Annotated in this window: 23 protein-coding genes and 1 tRNA gene; 20 read left to right on the top strand and 4 right to left on the bottom strand. The window is 41.2% G+C overall.

Annotated features, from left to right (window positions below; all coding sequences use genetic code 11):
• From MLE14_RS19315 to MLE14_RS19290, 6 genes are all read left to right on the top strand, one after another.
• Nucleotides 1–262 (top strand): transposase (locus MLE14_RS19315; RefSeq protein WP_243298132.1); only part of this gene is annotated, 262 nt, incomplete at its 5' end.
• Nucleotides 263–408: 146 nt separating this feature from the next.
• Nucleotides 409–867 (top strand): NUDIX hydrolase, encoded by a 459-nt coding sequence (locus MLE14_RS19310; protein WP_243300084.1) that lies wholly within the window; start codon nucleotides 409–411, stop codon nucleotides 865–867.
• 19 nt (nucleotides 868–886) lie between these two features.
• A complete protein-coding gene (gene rapZ / locus MLE14_RS19305) occupies nucleotides 887–1,780 on the top strand; it encodes an RNase adapter RapZ (protein ID WP_243300083.1) in 894 nt (297 codons plus the stop codon).
• Nucleotides 1,777–2,748: a gluconeogenesis factor YvcK family protein gene (locus MLE14_RS19300; protein WP_243300082.1), complete on the top strand. Its 972-nt coding sequence runs from the start codon at nucleotides 1,777–1,779 to the stop codon at nucleotides 2,746–2,748. Before rapZ ends, MLE14_RS19300 begins: the two co-directional genes overlap by 4 nt.
• A gap of 15 nt (nucleotides 2,749–2,763) precedes the next feature.
• The gene (gene whiA, locus MLE14_RS19295) at nucleotides 2,764–3,714 is read left to right on the top strand and encodes a DNA-binding protein WhiA (protein ID WP_243300081.1); all 951 of its coding nucleotides are present in this window, start codon (nucleotides 2,764–2,766) and stop codon (nucleotides 3,712–3,714) included.
• Between the two features lie 24 nt (nucleotides 3,715–3,738).
• A complete protein-coding gene (locus MLE14_RS19290) occupies nucleotides 3,739–3,996 on the top strand; it encodes an HPr family phosphocarrier protein (protein WP_243300080.1) in 258 nt (85 codons plus the stop codon).
• A gap of 78 nt (nucleotides 3,997–4,074) precedes the next feature.
• Here MLE14_RS19290 and clpP read toward each other — a convergent pair whose 3' ends face one another.
• The 3 genes from clpP to MLE14_RS19275 all read right to left on the bottom strand — a co-directional run bounded on the left by clpP (nucleotide 4,075) and on the right by MLE14_RS19275 (nucleotide 7,754).
• Nucleotides 4,075–4,674, bottom strand: a complete 600-nt coding sequence (gene clpP / locus MLE14_RS19285) for an ATP-dependent Clp endopeptidase proteolytic subunit ClpP (RefSeq protein WP_243300079.1) — start codon at nucleotides 4,672–4,674, stop codon at nucleotides 4,075–4,077.
• 248 nt (nucleotides 4,675–4,922) lie between these two features.
• Nucleotides 4,923–6,266: an aspartate aminotransferase family protein gene (locus MLE14_RS19280; protein WP_279326888.1), complete on the bottom strand. Its 1,344-nt coding sequence runs from the start codon at nucleotides 6,264–6,266 to the stop codon at nucleotides 4,923–4,925.
• A 30-nt stretch (nucleotides 6,267–6,296) separates the two neighbouring features.
• Nucleotides 6,297–7,754, bottom strand: a complete 1,458-nt coding sequence (locus tag MLE14_RS19275; RefSeq protein ID WP_243300078.1) for a CoA-acylating methylmalonate-semialdehyde dehydrogenase — start codon at nucleotides 7,752–7,754, stop codon at nucleotides 6,297–6,299.
• 212 nt (nucleotides 7,755–7,966) lie between these two features.
• Between MLE14_RS19275 and MLE14_RS19270 the strand changes: the two genes are divergently transcribed.
• The 14 genes from MLE14_RS19270 to MLE14_RS19205 all read left to right on the top strand — a co-directional run bounded on the left by MLE14_RS19270 (nucleotide 7,967) and on the right by MLE14_RS19205 (nucleotide 20,666).
• Nucleotides 7,967–9,541 (top strand): PucR family transcriptional regulator, encoded by a 1,575-nt coding sequence (locus MLE14_RS19270; RefSeq protein WP_243300077.1) that lies wholly within the window; start codon nucleotides 7,967–7,969, stop codon nucleotides 9,539–9,541.
• 206 nt (nucleotides 9,542–9,747) lie between these two features.
• Nucleotides 9,748–10,602, top strand: coding sequence for an energy-coupling factor transporter ATPase (locus tag MLE14_RS19265; protein WP_313897789.1), 855 nt, complete (start codon nucleotides 9,748–9,750; stop codon nucleotides 10,600–10,602).
• A gap of 4 nt (nucleotides 10,603–10,606) precedes the next feature.
• Nucleotides 10,607–11,473, top strand: a complete 867-nt coding sequence (locus tag MLE14_RS19260) for an energy-coupling factor transporter ATPase (protein ID WP_243300075.1) — start codon at nucleotides 10,607–10,609, stop codon at nucleotides 11,471–11,473.
• A 24-nt stretch (nucleotides 11,474–11,497) separates the two neighbouring features.
• Nucleotides 11,498–12,340 (top strand): energy-coupling factor transporter transmembrane component T family protein, encoded by an 843-nt coding sequence (locus MLE14_RS19255; protein ID WP_243300074.1) that lies wholly within the window; start codon nucleotides 11,498–11,500, stop codon nucleotides 12,338–12,340.
• Nucleotides 12,341–12,429: 89 nt separating this feature from the next.
• Nucleotides 12,430–12,975, top strand: a complete 546-nt coding sequence (locus MLE14_RS19250; RefSeq protein WP_243300073.1) for an ECF transporter S component — start codon at nucleotides 12,430–12,432, stop codon at nucleotides 12,973–12,975.
• The gene (locus tag MLE14_RS19245) at nucleotides 12,959–13,954 is read left to right on the top strand and encodes a P1 family peptidase (RefSeq protein ID WP_243300072.1); all 996 of its coding nucleotides are present in this window, start codon (nucleotides 12,959–12,961) and stop codon (nucleotides 13,952–13,954) included. The genes MLE14_RS19250 and MLE14_RS19245 overlap by 17 nt, the downstream gene beginning before the upstream one ends.
• A gap of 44 nt (nucleotides 13,955–13,998) precedes the next feature.
• Nucleotides 13,999–15,225 carry a M20 family metallopeptidase gene (locus tag MLE14_RS19240; protein ID WP_243300071.1) on the top strand — a complete coding sequence of 409 codons (1,227 nt, stop codon included), beginning with the start codon at nucleotides 13,999–14,001 and terminating at the stop codon, nucleotides 15,223–15,225.
• Nucleotides 15,222–16,301: a tartrate dehydrogenase gene (locus tag MLE14_RS19235; protein WP_243300070.1), complete on the top strand. Its 1,080-nt coding sequence runs from the start codon at nucleotides 15,222–15,224 to the stop codon at nucleotides 16,299–16,301. The genes MLE14_RS19240 and MLE14_RS19235 overlap by 4 nt, the downstream gene beginning before the upstream one ends.
• Before the next feature lie 281 nt (nucleotides 16,302–16,582).
• Nucleotides 16,583–17,323 (top strand): SDR family NAD(P)-dependent oxidoreductase, encoded by a 741-nt coding sequence (locus tag MLE14_RS19230; protein WP_243300069.1) that lies wholly within the window; start codon nucleotides 16,583–16,585, stop codon nucleotides 17,321–17,323.
• Nucleotides 17,324–17,342: 19 nt separating this feature from the next.
• Entirely contained in the window at nucleotides 17,343–18,782 is a 1,440-nt protein-coding gene (locus MLE14_RS19225; RefSeq protein ID WP_243300068.1) for an aldehyde dehydrogenase family protein, read from the top strand.
• A 121-nt stretch (nucleotides 18,783–18,903) separates the two neighbouring features.
• Nucleotides 18,904–18,975 (top strand) — tRNA-Arg (locus tag MLE14_RS19220).
• Between the two features lie 688 nt (nucleotides 18,976–19,663).
• Nucleotides 19,664–19,819 (top strand): hypothetical protein, encoded by a 156-nt coding sequence (locus tag MLE14_RS19215; RefSeq protein ID WP_243300067.1) that lies wholly within the window; start codon nucleotides 19,664–19,666, stop codon nucleotides 19,817–19,819.
• A gap of 6 nt (nucleotides 19,820–19,825) precedes the next feature.
• The gene (gene lepB / locus MLE14_RS19210) at nucleotides 19,826–20,236 is read left to right on the top strand and encodes a signal peptidase I (RefSeq protein ID WP_243300066.1); all 411 of its coding nucleotides are present in this window, start codon (nucleotides 19,826–19,828) and stop codon (nucleotides 20,234–20,236) included.
• Between the two features lie 19 nt (nucleotides 20,237–20,255).
• Complete coding sequence (locus MLE14_RS19205; RefSeq protein ID WP_243300065.1) at nucleotides 20,256–20,666, top strand: hypothetical protein; 411 nt, start codon at nucleotides 20,256–20,258, stop codon at nucleotides 20,664–20,666.
• 323 nt (nucleotides 20,667–20,989) lie between these two features.
• Here MLE14_RS19205 and MLE14_RS19200 read toward each other — a convergent pair whose 3' ends face one another.
• Nucleotides 20,990–21,493, bottom strand: coding sequence for a hypothetical protein (locus MLE14_RS19200; protein ID WP_243300064.1), 504 nt, complete (start codon nucleotides 21,491–21,493; stop codon nucleotides 20,990–20,992).
• Nucleotides 21,494–21,868: the final 375 nt, after the last annotated feature.

Here is a 21,868-nt window from a genome sequence, read left to right as displayed (position 1 = left end):
ACAAGAACTAAAGGATTTTTATCAACTGGTTGAGGCTTCTGAAATTCCAGAAATGAAAAAGGCCATTCAAACCATTCAAAACTGGCAAACCGAAATTCTTAATAGTTTTGCATATAACTTTTCCAATAGTTTTTTGGAAGGGATCAATAACTCAACCAAAGTATTAAAACGAAACGCATTTGGCTTTAGAAGCTTTAAACGCTTTAGAGCAAAAATATTACTTTCACATCAATATAAAGGAATTGGGGTTCACATTGGATAAGGGTGACGACAATTAGTCATCACCCCAACATTTGACGGAGAACCTAAAAATAGGCTTATACCATGCAGCGAAAAACGGGATTGTTTGTAACACACCCGGATTCGTTGTATAATATTTATAACATGGTAAGACTTGGAGTGAAAAAGATGCAACGGGTAACGAATTGTGTGTACATCCAAAATGGAGAAGTCTTACTGCTGCAAAAACCACGAAGGAAATGGTGGGTCGCTCCTGGTGGGAAGATGGAGCAGGGAGAATCCGTTAAAGAAGCGGTAACGAGAGAATTTAGAGAAGAAACGGGAATTTTCCTAAACAATCCAAAACTAAAAGGTGTTTTTACCTTTCTGATAAAAGAGGGAGATGAGGTCATCTCGGAATGGATGATGTTCACCTTTTTAGCGGATCAGGGTCAAGGGGATCCCTATCAGGAATCCGAAGAAGGAACACTGGCCTGGCATTCAATAGAAAACATTCAATCATTGCAAATGGCACCTGGTGATATTCATATACTAGACTATATGATTCACGGAGAGGGTATGATTTTTGGAACTTTTATATATACACCAGATTTTGAATTAATCTCTTATCGTTTAGATCCAAGCTAATTAAAAGGGGGAAAAACACATGGTCCAAGCCGAACATCAGGATATTCGGATGGTAATCATCACTGGAATGTCCGGTGCAGGGAAAACGGTGGCTATTCATAGCTTCGAGGATTTAGGTTTCTTTTGCGTTGATAATCTTCCGCCTACCTTGCTTCCTAAATTTATGGAGCTCATGAAAGAGTCAGGGAATAAAATGAATAAAGTGGCCCTTGTGATGGACTTGCGAGGAAGAGAGTTCTTTGACCATTTATTTAAGGCATTAGACGATTTAGCCGAAACCTCGTGGGTAACCCCGGAAATTTTATTTTTAGATGCCGATGATGCGACATTAGTCAGAAGATATAAAGAAACAAGAAGATCACATCCGCTTGCCCCATCTGGGCTGCCATTAGAAGGAATCAAGCTGGAAAGAGAACTGTTAGAAGAGCTGAAAGGGAGAGCTCAGCAGATCTATAATACGTCAAAATTAAAGCCGAAAGAGCTTAGAGACAAGATTCTTTCACAGTTTTCAACGAATAAACGAACCATCTTCACCGTGAATGTCATGTCATTTGGTTTTAAACATGGGATTCCGATTGATGCAGATTTAGTTTTCGATGTCCGCTTTTTGCCAAACCCTTATTATGTTGAACATATGAGACCCAAAACAGGGCTTGAGGAAGAAGTTTCGAGCTATGTATTAAAATGGAGCGAAACGCAAAAGTTTTTAGAAAAGGTAACAGATTTACTTAGCTTTATGCTGCCTCATTATAAAAGAGAGGGAAAGAGTCAGCTCGTTATTGCGATTGGCTGTACAGGCGGACAACACCGGTCTGTAGCACTGGCGGAAACGATTGCCCGTCATTTTGAAAAAGATTATGAAACCAAGGTAACGCATCGCGATATTGAGAGGAGAAAGGATAAAACTACATGAAAATAGATCAGCCAAGAGTCGTTGTCCTCGGGGGCGGGACAGGACTCCCCGTGTTATTAAGAGGGTTAAAACAATTCCCCATTGATATAACGGCAATCGTAACAGTTGCCGATGATGGCGGGAGTTCGGGGAGATTAAGAGATCAGCTCGATATTCCGCCTCCTGGAGACATCCGGAACGTCCTCGCAGCCTTATCTGAGGTTGAGCCTCTCTTTATCGAGATGTTCCAGCACCGATTTCAGTCTTCAAAAGAACTATCCGGTCATTCGCTGGGAAATCTAATATTAGCTGCCATGACGTCCATTTCTGGCGATTTTGTTTCAGCGATCCAACAGTTAAGCCGGGTATTAAATGTTAAGGGAAAGGTATTGCCGGCTGCCAATCAAAGTGTGGAGCTTAATGCGATAATGGAGGATGGGACACTTGTTACGGGTGAGTCTCGTATTTCAAAAGCTGGGAAAAAAATAAAACGAGTCTATCTGACTCCTGATAACATTCGCCCCTTAGACGAAACCATTGAGGCAATCCGGAACGCAGATTTAATCGTAATGGGACCGGGAAGTCTTTATACTAGCATTCTACCAAATCTTTTGGTTCCAGGCTTAGGTGAAGAAGTATGCACAGCCCAAGCTAAAAAAGTGTATATCTGTAATCTCATGACGCAAGCGGGAGAGACATTAGATTTCACAGCGAGTGATCATGTTAAAGCAATTTATGATCATATGAAATGTGCATTTCTTGATACCATCATCGTCAACAATACACAGATTCCAGAAAAAGTACGAATCAAATACGATGAAGAATATGCGAAACCGGTTGTGTTTGATTTAGATAAATTAAATGAATATGGGCTGAATGTGATTCAAGACGATTTTGCTTCTTATCAGGATCATATCATTCGGCATGATACCCAAAAAATTGCAAAACTCCTGTACCAGCTTTTAACAGGGGTAGACTCTGAGAAATAGCAGGAGGTGTCCAAAATGTCCTTTGCTTCCGAAACTAAAAAAGAATTAACCCAACACGAGTTGAAAAACTGCTGCGCCAAAGCTGAATTATCTGCTCTTATTCGGATGAACGGTGCATTATCCTTAACAAATCGTACCATGATTGTAAACATTCAAACCGAAAATGCAGCCATCGCACGAAGAATATATTCCTTAATCAAAATGAATTATTCGACCCGTGTTGAGCTGCTGGTTCGAAAAAAGATGCGGCTCAAAAAGAACAATGTGTACATTGTACGCATACATGAACAGGCAAAGGATATTTTAGAGGATTTAAAAATTATTGATGAAGGCTTTTCCTTCAACTATGACATTTCATCAGAACTGGTTAAAAAGAAGTGTTGTAAACGTTCCTATTTACGGGGAGCCTTTTTGGCAGGCGGGTCCGTCAATAATCCTGAAACCTCCTCTTATCATTTAGAAATATTCTCTTTATATCGGGAACATAGTGAAGCTTTAAATAAATTGATGAATTATTTTTCGTTAAATAGTAAAATACTTGAAAGGAAAAAAGGATACATCACGTACTTAAAGGAAGCAGAAAAGATTACCGAATTTTTAAGTGTAGTCGGTGCCCATGCTGCACTTTTAAAGTTTGAGGATGTCCGAATCGTGCGTGACATGCGGAACTCGGTTAACCGTCTTGTCAATTGTGAAACAGCGAACTTAAACAAAACCATCGGAGCTGCCTTGAGACAGGTGGAAAATATTAAATTGATTGACCGGGAAATCGGACTCCATGCACTCCCAGATAAATTAAGGGAAATCGCAGAGTTACGCGTTACTCACCAAGATGTGACATTAAAGGAATTAGGAGAAATGGTATCAAGCGGCCATATTAGCAAGTCTGGGATCAACCACCGTCTGCGTAAATTGGATGAGATTGCAGAGAAAATCCGGGCCGGCATACCCATTTCTCTAAAATAATGAAATGGAGGAGAGGAAGAGTAAATGGTCGAGCGTCAAGTAGAAGTAAATCTGAAGACTGGTTTACAAGCAAGACCAGCAGCCCTATTTGTTCAAGAAGCGAACCGCTTCAGTTCTGAAGTCTTTCTTGAAAAAGAGGGAAAACGCGTCAATGCCAAAAGCATTATGGGGATTATGAGCCTCGCAGTTGGAGCGGGGAGCAAAGTCACCCTGATCGCCGAAGGACATGATGCAGAAGCTGCCATTGAGGCCCTTACAGAATTTATCAGTAAAGAAGGTTAATGGAAAGGCTGCCGCGATTGGTGGCTTTTTTTGTTGGGAAAAAAAGAGCCCAGCCCTTCAGCTGAACTCTATCGAACCTTATTTTTTATCTGCTAGTGTGTTTCTTGTAATAATATGATCCACTAAGCCGTATTCTTTCGCACGTTCTGCAGTCATGAAGTTATCGCGGTCTGTATCCTTTTCGATCACTTCAATTGGCTGGCCAGTACGTTCTGATAAAATTTGGTTTAGCTTGTTGCGAAGGAAGAGAATTCGTTTCGCAGCAATTTCGATTTCGGTTGCCTGTCCTTGAGCTCCGCCAAGTGGCTGGTGGATCATGACTTCACTGTTAGGCAGCGCAAAACGTTTGCCTTTTTCACCTGCAGCCAAGAGGAAGGCACCCATGGAAGCCGCCATCCCGATACAGATGGTTTGTACATTTGGCTTGATGTATTGCATCGTGTCATAAATCGCCATACCGGCTGTGATGCTGCCGCCAGGGCTGTTAATATAAAGAGAGATATCTTTTTCAGGGTTTTCAGTTTCTAGGAACAGAAGCTGGGCTACAATCGAGTTAGCCACTTGATCATCAATCGGAGTTCCTAGCATAATAATACGGTCTTTAAGCAGACGTGAGTAAATGTCATATGCGCGTTCACCACGGTTTGTTTGTTCAATAACTGTAGGAATTAATGGCATTTTTCATCCTCCTCTTCAAATATCCCTTTTTATTTATATGATGGAACATACAGTAAAGAGATGATTGGGTGTATGTTCATCATACAATAATGGTCAATTAAGGTCAAAACATTTCACTCGACAACATTTTAACTTTACCATTTTTCCCATATATTTTGGATTTAAACTGGGAGGAAGGGAGGAAAGAAATCATTTTTCATTAAAAATTTGGTCAGCAAATTCTTACTATAATGTAAGACTGCTAAAGGTTACGATAACTCATTTACAGATTCACTCAATACCTTTACAATCAACTGTAATTCATCCTCTGTCAAACAAAGAGGAGGCGCCAGGGTCAAGACATTGTTATATCCAGCTACCGTATCTCCATTTTTTCCAATGATTAGGCCCCGATTCTTGCACGAATTCATCACCTGGGTGACCTTATCAACGGATAGCGGTTCTTTTGTGTTTTTATTGGCTACCAGTTCGACCCCAATCAGTAACCCTTTTCCTCTTACGTTACCAACGTATGGGTGAAGTTCTAATGGTTTCAGCTCAGTTAAAAGTTTACCACCCATAATGCGAGAACGTTCAATCAAATCCTCATTTTCCATAATTTCAAGATTTTTTAATGCTAAACGGCATGCCGCCGGATTGCCGCCAAAGGTATTGACGTGACGGAAGCGGTCGTATGTGTCATCGCCGGCAAATGTCTCAAAAATTTCCCGTTTCACAGCGGTTGCCGAAAGTGGGAGATAGGCACTTGTAATACCTTTTGCCATCGTAATGATATCCGGCTTGACCCCATAGTTCATAAAACCAAAAGGAGCGCCTGTCCGGCCAAATCCGCAAATGACTTCATCACTTATTAATAAGGCATCATGCTTTTCGCAAATTTCCTTTATTCTTGCCATGTAACCATCGGGAGGAATTAAAACGCCACCTCCCGTAATAATCGGTTCCATAATCATGCCGGCTATGGTTTCACTCATTTCCCACGTCATGACCTGATCGACTTCTTCAGCACTTTCTAAATAAGAACCCTGTTCAGGACGCCGATATTGATCTGGAGGGGATACGTGGAGAAATCCCTGTCCAAGCGGCTCATATCGGTATTTTCGTTGTCCCTGGCCAGTTGCTGCTAACACACCCATCGAATTCCCATGATAGGCGCGGTACCTTGAAACAAACTTGAATTTTCCGTAGTTTCCTCTTTGCTGATGGTATTGACGGGCAATTTTAAAAGCAGTTTCATTTGCTTCCGAGCCGCTGTTTGAAAAGAAAAATACATACTCCCCGCCAAGCCACTCGTTCAGTTTTTCTGCTAGTTTAATAGCTGGTACATGACTTTGCGACAGCGGATAATAAGGCATTTCTAGCAGCTGCTGATAGGCAGCTTCAGCGAGCTCTTTTCGTCCGTAGCCGACATTGACACACCAAAGTCCTGACATCCCATCGAGATATTTGTTTCCATCAATGTCAGTGATCCAAACTCCTTCCGCCTTTTTTATGATTAAATTGGAAGCAGAGGGCTGGGCTCCTCTCATCGCATGCCATAGATTTTGAGAATCGATCTGTTGCAGCTGGTTTGCTTGGTTAACGTTTTGCAATACAATCAACTCCTTTTAGGCAGTTAGCCCTTAATAACGAGCTGTAAGCATTTTTTTACGAGTATAAAATTCAACTCCATCTTTTCCATTTGCATGCAGATCCCCATAAAAGGAATCTTTATAGCCTGAGAAAGGGAAGAATGCCATTGGTGCTGGAACGCCAATATTAATACCGAGCATTCCCGCGTCAATTTCTTCGCGGAATTTTCGGATTGCATTGGCGCTGTCAGTATACAGACAAGCTCCATTGGCAAAGCGGGATTGGTTTGTTACCTCTATCGCTTCATCTAAACTTGAAACCCGGACGATCGATAAAACAGGAGCAAAGATTTCATCCTCCCAAATCTTCATCCCCGGTTTGACATGATCAAATATGGTAGGACCGATAAAGTAGCCGCCTTCTCCTGCTTGATCCTTTCTGCCATCGCGAATCAGGGCTGCTCCTTCCTTTGTTCCGATTTCAATGTAGCTTTCTGTCCGTTCCTTATGGGAAGCCCGGATGACAGGACCTAAATCAACATTCTTATTCAAGCCGTCGCCAATCTGTAAATCATCGGCTGCTTTTTTTAGACGGAAAACAAGCTCTTCTGCAATGTCCCCAACCGCTACCACAACAGAAGCAGCCATGCAGCGTTCACCTGCTGAACCAAAGGCAGCTCCAATAATGTTGGTTACTGCGTTTTCCAGGTTTGCGTCTGGCATTACGATTGAGTGATTTTTCGCACCCGCCAAAGCCTGAACTCTTTTTCCATGGGCAGCTGCCGTCTTGTACACATATTCAGCAACCGGTTGTGAGCCAACAAACGATATAGCGCGAATCGCTTCATGGGCTAATATTCTGTTGACGACATCATGGGCTCCGTGGACGATGTTTAAGACACCATCGGGTAAGCCAGCTTCCTGAAAAAGCTCTGCCAGCCGATTTGCCAGGAATGGGGTACGCTCAGATGGCTTTAGAATAAAGGTGTTGCCGCAGGCAATAGCGAGCGGAAACATCCAGCAAGGCACCATCATCGGGAAGTTGAAAGGCGTAATTCCTCCTACAACACCAAGAGGGTAGCGGTACATTCCTGATTCTATTCCCGTTGCAATATCTGGCAGCTGTTCGCCCATCATGAGCGTAGGTGCTCCCGCAGCAAATTCAACACACTCAATCCCGCGTTGTACTTCGCCATATGCATCCTCATAGGTTTTTCCATTTTCAAGTACAATTAGCCTGGCTAACTCCTCCCAATTCTCCACAAGCAGCTGCTGGTAGCGGAAAAGGATACGGGCTCGCTTTGGAACCGATACATGTTTCCATTCCTGAAAAGCCTTTTTGGCTGCCAAAACGGCCTGATCGACGTCCAGTGGAGTTGATAATGGGACACGTCCAATGACTTCACCTGTAGCCGGATTAATAACATCGTCAACTTTGGATGTGTTGGCTTCAACCCACTTCCCGCCAATATAATTTTTCAATGTGTCAACTTGGCTGCTAACAGACATGTACAAACCTCCAATCTTAATGGGTATTATTGAATTTCTATTGTTTACCATTTTATCTTGGCGCTAGCCTTTTTTTCATTAGACATTAAGTAGATGATTTTGCGAAGGGATTGTCATTTTGTAAATCTCTTATATATGTATGGGTAAAAATTCTTGTATAATAGGGGAAAATATCATGTTGTTTCACTATTCTGAATAATGGGGGACAGCGAATGGCAACACAAAACCTATTGACAGTAGCCGAGATCATGCAGCGGAAACATTTTGAAAAAGCAGAAATGATCGCAGGAAAACAAGGGGCTCATCGCTTTGTAAAATGGGTTCATGTTATGGAAGTGACAGAGGTTGGCGCTCTGTTAAATGGGAGTGAACTGATTTTATCAACAGGGATAGCCTGGAAAAATAATAAAGAAGTGTATCTATCTTTTTTGCAGCAATTAATTGAGCGCAATGTGTCAGGTCTATGCATTGAGCTGGGGACATACCTGGATTCAATTCCTTCTGAAATTATTGAAGTAGCGGAACACCATGATTTTCCTTTAATCGTATTTCATACAGAAGTCAGATTTATTGAGATTACGCAAGATCTTCATTCTTATATCATTTCTCAGCATTATGAGATGATTTCCCACCTTGAAGCTTACTCACAGAAATTAAATCAGCTGCTCCTGTCAGCTGATGGTCATAATAAAATCCTTCAATACTGTCAAAAAACAATCAACAGACCATTAATTCATAAAACCAGTGACTTAGATGTCCAATTGCTGCCCAGGTTAAGTAAAGAGAAAAAAATAATAGAAGAAATGCTGCATTCTCCGTTCCTGATTCGTAAGGAAATCAAAGCTTTGGATCATGTATTCGCGGAGTTATTGGTAAAATCGGATTCACTGGAAGAAAAGAATTATATCTCACTCGTTCTCGACCGGACCGCCACTGCTCTTGCGCAGCATTATCTTCGTGAGCTTTACATTGAAGAGAAAGAAATCGCAGAAGAAAGTGAATGGCTGAAGGGCTGGATCGAAGGTGAATATGGTGATGAAGATATCCGTCACTATTTATTTGAACAGGATCCTGCAATCAAACCCAATGGAGGAGTTGTCTGTTTTTTTCAGACCAATTCCTTGTTTCCTCATGCTGCGGATTATAGCTATTTAAAGGTTATTTTTCGGTCAGCTATGAAACAGTACGGATATTATTTATTTCCGCTGATAAGAAAAAATCAGGCTATCTTTATTTTGATTAATGTTAGGGAAAAAGAAGATTGGAAAGAGCGGCTGGAACAGGCGGTTAACACGTTTAAAATGACAGAGTTTGCAAAAAAGAAAAAGCTTCACTCCATCCTTTATGGAATCGGTTTGTTTTTAGATGAATTAGCAGCAATGGAGAAAAGCTATAAAACAGCGGTAGAAACTATAAAAATTCATGAAAAAGTTTTAATAGAGAAAAAAGGCGGAACCTGCTTTTATCAGGATTTACATATCTATCGAATCATTTCAGTGATGCAAAAGAATCGGGAATTAAAAGAATTCGTAATGGATTATTTAAAGCCTGTCCTTGATTATGATGAAAAAACAGGCAGCGATTTACTAAATACATTAAAAACCTATTTGGCCTGTAACGGTTCAAAAAACAAGACTGCGAAAGAGCTTTTTATTGTCCGTCAGTCCTTGTATCCCCGTATTGAAAAGTTAAACGAATTATTAGGCCATGATTTTATGAAGGCAGAAAAACGGCAGGCAATTGAATTTGCTTTAAGCTGCTATCCATACTTTTTTACGGGCAATTGAGAGAATACAAGATATTTACATTGTGTTAAATGACTAGAAAAAAAGAATGATAGAGTGTCTAATGAATCGGTTATTAATAAAGAATAGAATAGGTAATATTCAGAATAATCCAAAATAAATTGAAGTACAGTAATTAAATTAAAGAGAAGGATGTTTAAAGAAATAACAGAATAGTAGTAATAGACTTAAAAAGGAGGTAGGAGCCAATTATCAGAGTCGAACATGTCAGCTTTTCTTATAAATTGAACGAAAAGAAGTCTGTCGAAGTGCTAAAGGATGTTTCATTCTCTATTGAACCTGGTGAATATGTCGCGATTATTGGCCACAATGGATCTGGAAAATCTACCTTATCCAAGCATTTGAACGGAATATTAACCCCTACCTCAGGGGATGTTTGGGTCAATGGGCGAAATACCAAGGATTCCAAGGCAATCAGATTTATAAGGCAGGATGTGGGAATGGTATTTCAGCATCCTGATAACCAAATTGTCGCGACCATTGTTGAAGAGGATGTGGCCTTCGGACTGGAAAACCTGGGAGTGCCGAGGGATGAAATGAAGAAAAGGGTCAAAAGTTCTCTTGAGACGGTTAGTATGTATGAATTCAGAAACCGGCCGCCGCATCACTTATCTGGAGGGCAAAAGCAGCGGGTCGCAATTGCAGGGGTTTTAGCGATGCAGCCCCAGTGCATTGTCTTTGATGAAGCGACGAGTATGCTTGATAGCTACGGCAGACAAGATGTTTTACAGGTTATGAGGGTAATGAACGACAGGGGAATGACAATCATAACCGTTACCCACCACATGTCAGAAGCGGCTCAAGCCGATCGCATCCTTGTGATAGAGGACGGAAGAATTGTAATGGATGGTACCCCTAGAGAAATCTTTAAGCATAAAGAAAGATTAAGTGAATTGCATTTGGATGTTCCGGCTGTGAATCGGATTGCTGCTGAAGTTCATCGCAATCTGGATGACTTTTCACCAGACATCATCAATGAGAATGAGATGCTTCAGGAAATAGAAAGATTTAAGAGGCTTGTGAAAAGTGAGGGGGTAGGCTAAAAGAATGACTGAAAAAAATATCATCGAAGTCCATAATTTGGGACATACCTACATGAAAGGAACACCGCTTGAGCACATTGCTTTAAAAGATACGAGTATCTATGTTAAAGAAGGCGAATGTGTGGCGATTATCGGTCATACAGGCTCTGGAAAATCTACATTAATCCAGCATTTTAACGGTCTTATGCGCCCGGAAACTGGTGAGGTCATCATTGATGGTGAAAATGTTGCTGATAAAACGATTAATATTAAAAATCTTCGCCGCAAAGTCGGAATTGTCTTCCAGAATCCAGAAGATCAAATCTTTGAAAGTTTAGTAGGAGATGATGTCGCCTATGGTCCGTTTAAAAGCGGACTTCCCGTTAAAGAGGTAAGGGAACGGGTCAGGTGGGCGATGAGTGTTGTAGGATTGGATTTTGACGAAATGAAGGATCGGCAGACATTTGCTTTAAGCGGGGGGCAGAAACGAAAGGTTGCCCTTGCCGGAATTCTAGCGTTAAAGCCTAAAGTGTTAGTACTGGATGAACCAACTGCAGGGTTAGATCCGAGGTCAAGCAAGGAAATTTTGGAAAAGATTCAGGATTTAAATGAAAAAGAAAATATGACGATTGTGTTTGTGTCGCACAACATGGAAGAAGTCGCTTTTTTAGCAGACCGAATCTATGTGATGGCGGAAGGTACGGTTGTGTTGTCCGGGACACCGAGAGAAATTTTTACCGACAGAGAAAAAATTCAAAAGTACCATATTGGCACACCTGAAACAGTAAGGCTGCTGTACCGTCTTCAAGAGGAAGGCTACAACGTAAGGCCAGAAGCTTTTTCAGTTGAAGAAGCATCAAAAGAAGTACTGAAGGTGCTGAGCAGTCAATAAGTCATATCGAAAGGAGGAATTTTGGTGGCAGCAGAATTTGAACTTTCCCGTAATATCACGATAGGCCAGTATGTTCCGACCGGATCTGTTATTCACCGGGTGGACCCCCGAATTAAAGTCCTTGCCTTTACCATTATTGTTTTAGCGATTGCGCTAAATACGAGCTATATCGGAAATGCCATCGGTTTATTGTTTTCCATTTATTTATTTCGGCTTTCTAAAATACCAATCAGCTATGGACTTTCTGGAGTGAAACCAGCCATTCCTTTCATCATCATTTTGGCGCTTCTCCAGCTTCTGTTTCAAGGTTCGATTTTTAACGGAGGAAAAACGTATTTTGAATTTGGTTTTATTATAATCACCAGCGAAAGCATCAGGCTCGTGATTGTTTCGGCAGTCCGCTTCATTGAAATTATTTTTGTCAGCAGTGTTTTAACCTTATCAACCTCAACAACTGAGTTAACGCATGCCATTCAAAGTCTTCTAAGTCCATTAAAAAAAATAAAGTTTCCCGTTCATGAGTTTTCTTTAGTCATCACGATTGCGATTCGTTTCGTTCCAACCTTTGCGATTGAAATGGAAAAAATGATGAAAGCTCAAGCCTCAAGAGGGGCTGAGTTTGGTACAGGCGAATGGTGGAGAATCATTAAGCGGACAAAAGAAATGTTCCCGATTATCATTCCTTTGTTTAATGTCGCCATGCATAGAGCGGAGGACCTCATTTTAGCAATGGAGTCCCGCTGTTACATACCTGGGGGAACCCGTACAGCTTACACAGTCTATGAAGTAAAAAGTAAGGATTTCCTGATTTTGGGTGCTGGAACAATATTTGCTGTCTTTTTATTTGCTTTTCCATTTCCAATTTAATTGATGGGGAGGTGATAACTTTCGAATCGGCTAGCTGAGTTCACTGCTTCTTGTGTTGAACACAACCATAAAAAAAGGAGTGAATGTTTATGACAGTTCGGAAAATTGTAATTGCTGGTGTTTTAGGCGCGATTGCTATTCTTTTAGGGGTCACGCGTTTAGGATTCATTCCGGTTCCAACAGCCGCCGGAAATGCAACGATTATGCATATTCCAGCGATTATAGGCGGTGTACTTCAAGGGTGGGGCGTGGGATTAATTGTTGGTTTAATATTTGGGGTTTCCTCGTTTTTAAATGCGACTCTTCCTATGTTTAAAGACCCATTTGTTGCTATTATACCTCGTTTATTTATTGGGGTGGTCGCATTCCTAGTGTATGCCGGACTTCGTAAAAGAAACGAATATCTTGCGATTGGTTCAGCCGCATTCCTTGGATCGCTAACAAACACAGGGTTAGTAATGGGAATGGCTGTTGTGCGAAACTATCTGACAGCGCCTGTTGCTTGGAGTATTACGCTGACCAATGGAATTCCTGAGGCAATTGTTGCAGTGATTATTACATTAGCGGTAGTAATGGCATGGAAACAAATCGGGAAGACAAGGAAGTCTAAAATTTCCGATGATCTCGATGCGTAAAAGAACAGGAGCTATTAATCAAGGTCAAATTACCGATGTTCCTGGCATCAAAGTTGGAAATAAAGAAGACCTCGATGCATTAACAGGATGTACAGTTGTATTAGCGGAGGAGGGAGCCACGGCTGGTGTAGACGTCCGTGGCTCTGCTCCAGGGACAAGAGAAACGGACCTTTTAAATCCCATTAATTTTGTTGAAAAGGTCCATGCCATTGTATTAAGCGGCGGGAGTGCTTTTGGCTTAGATGCAGCATCGGGTGTGATGCAGTATTTAGAGGAACGGGATATTGGTTTACATGCCGGGCCAGCAAAGGTTCCGATCGTCCCTGCAGCTGTTCTATTTGATTTAGCTGTCGGAAATGGGAAGGTACGGCCTGATAAACAGATGGGCTATGAAGCAGCCCGGATCGCCAGCAATCAAAAATTTAAGGTTGGAAACGCAGGTGCCGGATGCGGGGCGACAGTCGGGAAGCTAGCCGGATTCAATCAATCGATGAAAGGCGGGCTTGGCAGTGCTTCGATTCATTTAGGGAATGGGGTTACGATTGGTGCGATTGTAGCAGTTAATCCAGTCGGGGATGTTCGAAACCCTGCTACTGGAGAGATTTTAGCAGGGGCTTATGACCGAAATCAGCGAAAAATTATCGATAGCCTTGATATATTGGAGAATCAGTCAGCTCTCAATGTGTCAGCCGGCAGTAACACAACGATTGGGGTTATTGCAGTAAATGCTGACTTAACAAAGGCTGAGGCAACTAAGGTTGCGCAAATGGCCCATGACGGCTATGCGAGAACGATTTATCCGGCTCACTCAATGTTAGACGGTGATACAATTTTTACTTTAGCTACTGGCGGAAATAAAAGGTCTGTAGATTTGCTCGGAACAATGGCAGCCAAAGTGATGGAGATGGCAATTTTAAATGCAATCTACACAGCTGAAACGGTAGCCAATATTCCGGCATATCGTGATCTTTTTAAATAGAAACAGGTAAAGCCCATACAAGAAAAGTAAAGGAGTGAATAACCATGACAGTTATGCAGCTGACAGAGCGGAGAAAACGTGACCGGGAAGAAGTCATCTCCTTAACGCAAAAGCTTGTGCGCATTCCCAGTGTTTATCGTCCTGGTGTGGAAGGCGGCAATGAAGAAAAAGTGGCACTTTTTGTAGCAGATTACCTGCGTTCATTAGGAATCGAGGTTCATATTGAAGAAGTTGTGCCTGGAAGACCGAATGTGATTGGAGTCGTAGATTCAGGAAAACCAGGGAAGACCTTGCTGTTTGAAGGGCACACCGATGTCGTAACAGAAGGCGACCGAAAAGCTTGGTCATATGATCCTTTTGGTGCGGAAATTGTAGACGGATTGATGTATGGACGGGGGACGAATGACACGAAGGGGAATTTAGCCTGCATGATTACAGCCGTCCATTCTATTCTGCAAGATCAGGAGGAGTGGAGCGGAAAAATTATTCTTTGTATTCCTTGTGATGAAGAGGGTATGATGCTTGGCATTAAACATTTTATTAAACAAGGCTGGGCCGACAAAGTAGATGGAGCCATTATCTGTGAGCCTGAGGAAAATCAGGTTTGCATTTCCCAAAAAGGAGCGATGCGGGTAATTGTCCGCACTTACGGGAAAATGGCTCATGGCGCGATGCCGTTAAGCGGAATCAACCCAAACACGCGAATGGCGAAAATCATTTGTGCGCTGGATGAATTAGAACAGCGGGAGAAAGAAAGACTTGGTAAACACCCAATGCTTGGGTGGCCAAGCATTACACCAACCATCGTTCAGGCACCGGTTCAAGGGGATGCCCAAATTAATGTAATCCCTGAACAGTGTATGATAACGTTAGATATCCGAACCGTACCGGGACAAGATCATGATACACTGAAGCAGCAATTTCAAGAGATTTTAGACGATTTATCCTCAAAGGATTCGGAATTCCGGGCAGAGTTTGAAGTGATTGAGGAAAGACCTTGGACGGAAACAGATAAAGAGGATCCTGTTGTAAGAGCGATTGCTCAGGCTGTGAAAGATGTAACGGGAAAAGATCCGGTTTATAACGGTGTACCGGGAGCAACCGATGGAACATTTCTTCATATGGCTGGAGTTCCGATTGTAACAACTGGTGCCGGGGACAGGGAAGTTCCCCACCAAATTGATGAATACGTGGATATCGAAGAATTAGCGGAAACCACTGAAATATATCGGACAGCAGCTTTGTATTTTCTTCGGGGTGAAAGCTTATGAGAGAGTGGAAAATTGCCGTTCTTCCCGGGGATGGAATTGGGCCGGAGGTTATGAATGAAGCGTTGAAAGTGCTGCGGACTGTCAAGGAATTAGACTCTACTTTTAGCTATCATGCCGATTTATTTTCCTGGAATAGCGAGTATTACTTAAAGCACGGAAGAATGATGCCTGAAAATGGCCTTGAAATACTAAAAGGCTATGATGCAATTCTGTTTGGGGCAATTGGGGATCAGCGTGTGGCAGATGATGTTTCTGTTTGGGAGCTCATCATGCCGATTCGCAAATCCTTTCAGCAATACGTTAACTTTCGTCCGGTCAAACAGCTGCCCGGGATTAAAACTCCATATACATCACTAGAGAAACCGATAGATTTTGTGATTATGAGAGAGAATGCGGAGGGCGAGTATTCTAATAGCGGCGGGACTCTATATGGGGGAACCGAGGATGAGCTGGCGGTTCAAAATACAATCTTGACTAGAAGAGGGATTAGCCGGATTGGCCGGTATGCATTTGAATATGCCCGAAAAATGGGGAAGCAAAAGGTTACGAGCGCTACCAAATCGAACGCGATTACCCATTCTATGAAACTATGGGATCAAGTGATGGAAGAGGTGGCAAATGGCTTTCCTGAGATCGGTTATGAAAAAGTATTTATTGATGCACTTGCAGCCTATTTTGTACAAAGACCTCATACGTTTGAAGTTGTCGTTGCTTCAAACCTGTTTGGTGATATTCTTTCTGATTTGGGCTCAGCCTTAGTCGGAGGCCTTGGGGTTTCTCCATCAGCAAATATTAATCCTGAAGGAAATTTTCCATCGATGTTTGAGCCAGTACACGGCTCTGCTCCGGATATTGCTGGCACAGGAAAAGCCAATCCGATTGCGCAAATCTGGTCAACCGCCCTGATGCTAGAACATCTGGGGCGAAAGGATTTATCCGATGTAATTATGGCTGCGATTTATAAAGTCTTGGAGGATGACACGGTTAAAACAGCAGATTTAGGCGGAACTGCGTTAACGACGGAAATGGGCGACGCGATTATTAAAGAATTGTACGAACTTTCATTGATTGGGTAATAGTTTCGTTGAAAATAGTACGGGATTCGACGATTAAGGGGGGTGATAAATTATAGATTCCTAGATAAGTGGCTGGTATTTGTTGATACGTAGTGGGAATTCGTTGATAAAAGAACTGATCCGTTGATAAGAAGTCGGTATTCGTTGATAAAGACATTTAAATTGTTGATAAATCGTCGAATTCATTGATAAAGGCAATAAAATCGTTTGATAAATCATTATTTTCGTTGATAAAAGCGGGAATTACGGAATCATTGCAAACATCAGTAGGGGGTAATGGAATGAGATGCAAAGACCAAATTTTTGTCATTACCGGTGCCAATGGCGGAATGGGAAAGGCAGCCGTGAGCCGTTTTTTAGAAGAAGGAGCTAAAGTAATAGCAGTTGACCGTACGTTTGATGCAAAATCTGACTCTGAAGCTTGTCTATTTGTAGAAGCAGATCTAACTGATGAACAACAGGTAAAGGGAATTTTCGCTAAAGTCGAGGAGCAATATGGGAAACTGGATGGGTTAATTAATCTGGTTGGAATTGCTCAGGCAGCTGCTCCGATAACGGAGGTTTCCCTCTCACAGTGGGAAAAGATTATGGCTGTCAACGTAACCTCACTATTTTTAACAAGTCGTGAAGCTCTTCCCCTATTAGAGAAAAACGGAGGCGGTTCGATCACCAACGTCGCTTCTATTTCTGCTGTCAGACCGCGTCCTGGCCTGCAGGCATACATAGCATCCAAAGGAGCAGCGGTTGCTTTTTCAAAAGCATTAGCCATTGAATGTGCAGAAAAAGGCATCCGTGTGAATGTGATTCATCCGGGTCCGGCTGATACGAGCATGCTTGCACAATTTACTCCAGCCAACGAAAATCCGGATGATGTAAAAGAGGAAACATTTCGCAAAAGTGTTCCGCTTGGCCGTCTGATTCAGCCAGAAGACATAGCCAATGCGGCTCTCTACCTAAGTTCGAATGAAGCCAGAAATGTGACTGGAGCTGTATTACATGTGGATGGCGGCAGAGGATTGTAGGAAGGAGGCCCTCCGTAATATGGAATGGAAAATGTATTTGGATGGCGAGTGGGTCGAAGCAGAATCAAAGGAAACGATTCCTGTCTATAACCCGGCTGATTACTCACAGACGGGAACGATTCCGCGGGGGCAGAATGCAGATGTAAACAAGGCTGTTTTAGCTGCAAAAAAAGCGTTTCAGTCGTCTGCCTGGAGAGCGGTTAAACCCCATGAACGCGGCTGGATATTACACGATCTGGCGAAAAAAATCCGCGAGAAAAAAGATGAACTTGCCATGTTGGAGACATTAGACGTAGGGAAACCGCTGAAGCAGTCTTATGCAGATGTTGAGGTGGCGGCAAGATATTTTGAATTTTATGCCGGCATGGCTGATAAAATCCTAGGTGACACCATTCCGGTTGAACCCGGCTTAATTGATTTTACCGTCCGCGAACCAGTTGGGGTTACGGCGCATATTATTCCTTGGAATTACCCGCTGCAAATTGGGGCGAGAAGCTTTGCAGCCTCGATTGCTGCCGGGAATACCGTGGTTTTAAAACCAGCCGAAGATACGCCGGTGACTGCTTTAATGCTGGCCCAATTTTTTGATGAGCTCGGTGTCCAAAAAGGAGTTGTCAATGTCGTGACCGGCTATGGACATGAGGCAGGTGCGGCTCTTGCCGGACATAAGGACATTAATCATCTCACCTTTACCGGCTCTGTTGAGGTAGGAAAGCTTGTGATGAAGGCTGCCGCAGAAAACATTGTTCCGGTAACGCTCGAGCTTGGCGGAAAGTCTCCTAACATTGTGTTTCCGGATTGTGATATGGAGCAAGCAGCAGAATGGGTCGTGCGCTCGATTATCCAAAATGCTGGGCAGACCTGTTCCGCGGGTTCAAGGTTACTGGTAGAGGCATCGATTCATGATACATTTGTTGAACGGGTCAAATATATGTTTGAGGATCTTACGATTGGACCTGGTGCACAGGATCCGGATTTAGGACCGATATTAACTGAAAAGCAATTTAACCGGATTATGTCCTTTATAGACATCGCCCGAAATGAAGCAACGGTTGTCACAGGTGGAGAACGGTATACATCAGGTGTATGTATGAATGGCTACTTCCTGAAACCTACTCTTATAACAAACGTAGACCCAGCAAGCCGATTGGCACAGGAAGAAATTTTTGGTCCGGTTCTGACGGTTTTTCCGTTTGAGACCGAAGAAGAGGCACTCAAACTGGCGAACGGAACCGAATACGGATTAGTAACCGGGATTTGGACTCAAGATATTTCAAGAGCCCATCGACTAGCTGATCAAAGTCAATCAGGTCAGGTCTTTGTTAACAACTACGGAGCCGGAGGCGGCATTCAAATGCCATTCGGAGGCTATAAACAATCCGGGTTTGGCCGTGAAAAAGGAATTGAAGCTTTGCGTAATTACACACAATTAAAAAATATTGCGATTAAATATCAATGAAGGGGTTTAGACCCCTTCTTCCCAATTTTCATAGGAAATACTTCGTTAGTAAAATCTGCTGTTGAAAAATATTTGCTTTTTCACTATAATAAAGATTGTCGCAATTTTATATTTGAACTATGCCCTCGTGGTGCAACGGATAGCACGCAAGATTCCGGTTCTTGAAATGTGGGTTCGATTCCTGCCGAGGGCGTATAAACATTGATATAACAAGGGTTTTTTCAGTACTTTAGGATGGACTGTTCGAGTTTTGTCCGAGTAACTACGAAAAACCCTTGTTTTTTTACTTTACTTTTTTTAGCAAGCTGCTCATAAAATGATTTACTTTTCATAATTCAGCTGCTCTGATCTCTTGGACAAATGTCCGTATGTCTTTAATAATATCGTTTTATCTTTGTCACCAAGACGAGCTCCAATGTAGTTAATATCAGAAACATTTGACTCCCATAAGATGGTTACATGTGTATGTCTAAACATATGAGGGGTCACATGCATTAATCCATGCCTATTACATAAATAAAATTATCCAGGAGAGCAAATCAATCCTGAGTACTTTGATATTAAAATTTCAGATAGCTGGCGATTTTACAATGGCTGTATAAATAATGCGGACTACATGTGTTAATCCGAGGATTAATGCATTTTTTGTTAAAGTTTTTGAACTAGGGTGCATTCCTTCAACATGGGATGCTATTTCTTTATTCAAATAAAGGGGCAGAATTGTTGAATAAGGAACTCTTGAATAATATTGAGCTGATGACCATGTAACCGGTTATCAGCTTTTTTCTTTACGAGAAATCTAAAAAATCAAAAATTATACAATAAAAGTAAAGGATTTTCCTTTTAATTCCTGTAAGATTAATAACAAAGGAGGAATGGGTATGAAAAAATTTGTATTTGTAATTACTTTATCCTTTTTCTTAGTTAGCTGTTCCGAAATTTCCTCAAGTGAACTTCTTACTGATAACAATACCTCTCCCGAAGTTGCTTCAATAGAACACCTTGACTCTAAAATGTTCACGCATCATTATATGTAAGATAACATGGACAAGGGAAATCATGATTACTTTGATAAAACATTAGTAGTAGACCCAGATTATAAAGAAGTTTCTAGAGGAGACGTTGTATTATTTGAAAAGAACAATGGTGAAAAGTCTCTCTCAAGAATAGTTGCCCTTCAAGGAGAGACAATCGCAATCAAAAAAGGACAGATATATATTAATGATAAAAAATTAGATACTTTTTATGGTTTTGCCCACCGAGCCGGTCTTGATAAAGAAGCATACGAAGAATCAATGCAAAAAGAGTTAGAAGAGATATTTAATTATAGTATGGAAGACCTCACACTATCTGACGACGAATATTATGCAGTTAGTGACAATTTGTTTAGAGGAGAAATGCTACTTGTAAAAAAGGATGCAATTATTGGGCAAGTAATGGGATATAAAAGATAGAGGTTAAGGAGGTGGTTATTTGAGGAAGTTACTTGTTTTCTTTTTCACATCGATTGTATCTGTTCCGACAATTGCATACTTATTTAATGATTACAGCTTACCAGCTAATTTAGGATTACTTGGATTTATTAGCCTTTATGTAATACCGCTGATATTGCTCTATGGCGTACCGATCTCGATTTTTTCTGACAAGGTGACCTTAAAAATATCTGGCTTTATACGATTTGTCTGTGCATTTTTCATTCATCTATTTTTTGGTTTTGTTTTCGCTTGTCTTTTTGCATTAATTACTGATTTTAGTCTTTTAACTCCTCTGAATGACCCAATAGACCGTTTTATATTATTAGGGGCAAGTGGGACATCCATAGTGTTTTGGTTAATAGATGAATTATTAAGGTATAGATATAAAAAAAAGGATTTACTTTACTAAATAAGGTCTCGACGACAATGTTTGTTTTGTTCTTATCAAAGTAAGGGTGCTTTATTTTAAGATCAGCTGCATTACAGCTGGATTTTTTATAAACCCTTAAATTTATTAAAAGGAAGAAAAATTAATTGGTACTAAAAGGGGATTATATGCCAATGTGTATTATAATTTTTTCCGCAACAGTATTCGTTAATGTAGTTGTCTTTTTTATTTTTGCGTCTAGAGGTGCTTGTAAGGAAATTAGAGCGTATTAAATCCTTTTATTAGTAAATTAAAAGCCGATAGGTTATAAAAAACCAATCGGCTATGACTATGTTTAATACTTATTAAAGATTAACAGTCTTTGCTTTACGTGCTTGTTTTGAATGTAATTTTTTCATTGCAAATCTTGCAATTGACTGTGCAATTAACAACTCAATCCAAAATGCTACACCAAAGTTTCTAAACCAACTATGAAAAAAGTTCTGAAAAGGTTCAAGGCTTATTTGTTTCGTGCCAACCCAAGTTCCGATAATTGTAAGAAGAATAGATAAGACTGTAACATTCAATAAAGTATTTAATAAAACTCTGGCATTAAATCCATCTGTTTTTCCTGCGAATTTTGGCATCACTTTCCCAACTAATGGTCCCGCAACAAATCTTACTAATATAATGACGATAATCCACATAATCGGAATAACTTTTAAGGTTTCCAAGTAATTTTCCTTACTGAAACCGAATTCCATTCCCATAATAATTGGTGCAATAGTGTTGACTGAAATTATCGAAATAATCAACATAAATATTATGCCTTCTTTTGGGCTTTGAGGCAGTCTATCTTCCCTATACATATTTTCACCCTCCGAAAAAAAATTTTTCAGATGGCAGACGTATCATTCGACATATATTTTTGGTTAGTAAAACTCATACCAATATCTCTACACACTGATTATTTAATTTTAAATGCGTTTTCAAATGAATTCCAGTCTTGAAAAAATTGAATATATATGAGCAAAAATGGATTTTGTTGTTTAACTAAAGGGTGCGTTGATCCAAGAAGGATTAACGCATTTTTTGTGGAAGTTACTGAACTAACGAAGCAGGTGTGCGGCCGAGCCTAGGTCGTATCATATAACGGGTGGGATTCCCGTCGAGTAAGAACTAGCCATTCACTCGTAGCGAGTCTTGGAGGGCTAAAGGTAACTTTAGTCTTTAAGCGTAGACAG

The sequence above is a fragment of the Bacillus litorisediminis genome, assembly GCF_022808645.1.
GTDB classification, from domain to species: domain Bacteria; phylum Bacillota; class Bacilli; order Bacillales; family JC228; genus Bacillus_BF; species Bacillus_BF litorisediminis.
The sequence above is the reverse complement of the archived record's forward strand: the minus strand, read 5'-3'. Positions and strand labels throughout refer to the sequence as shown.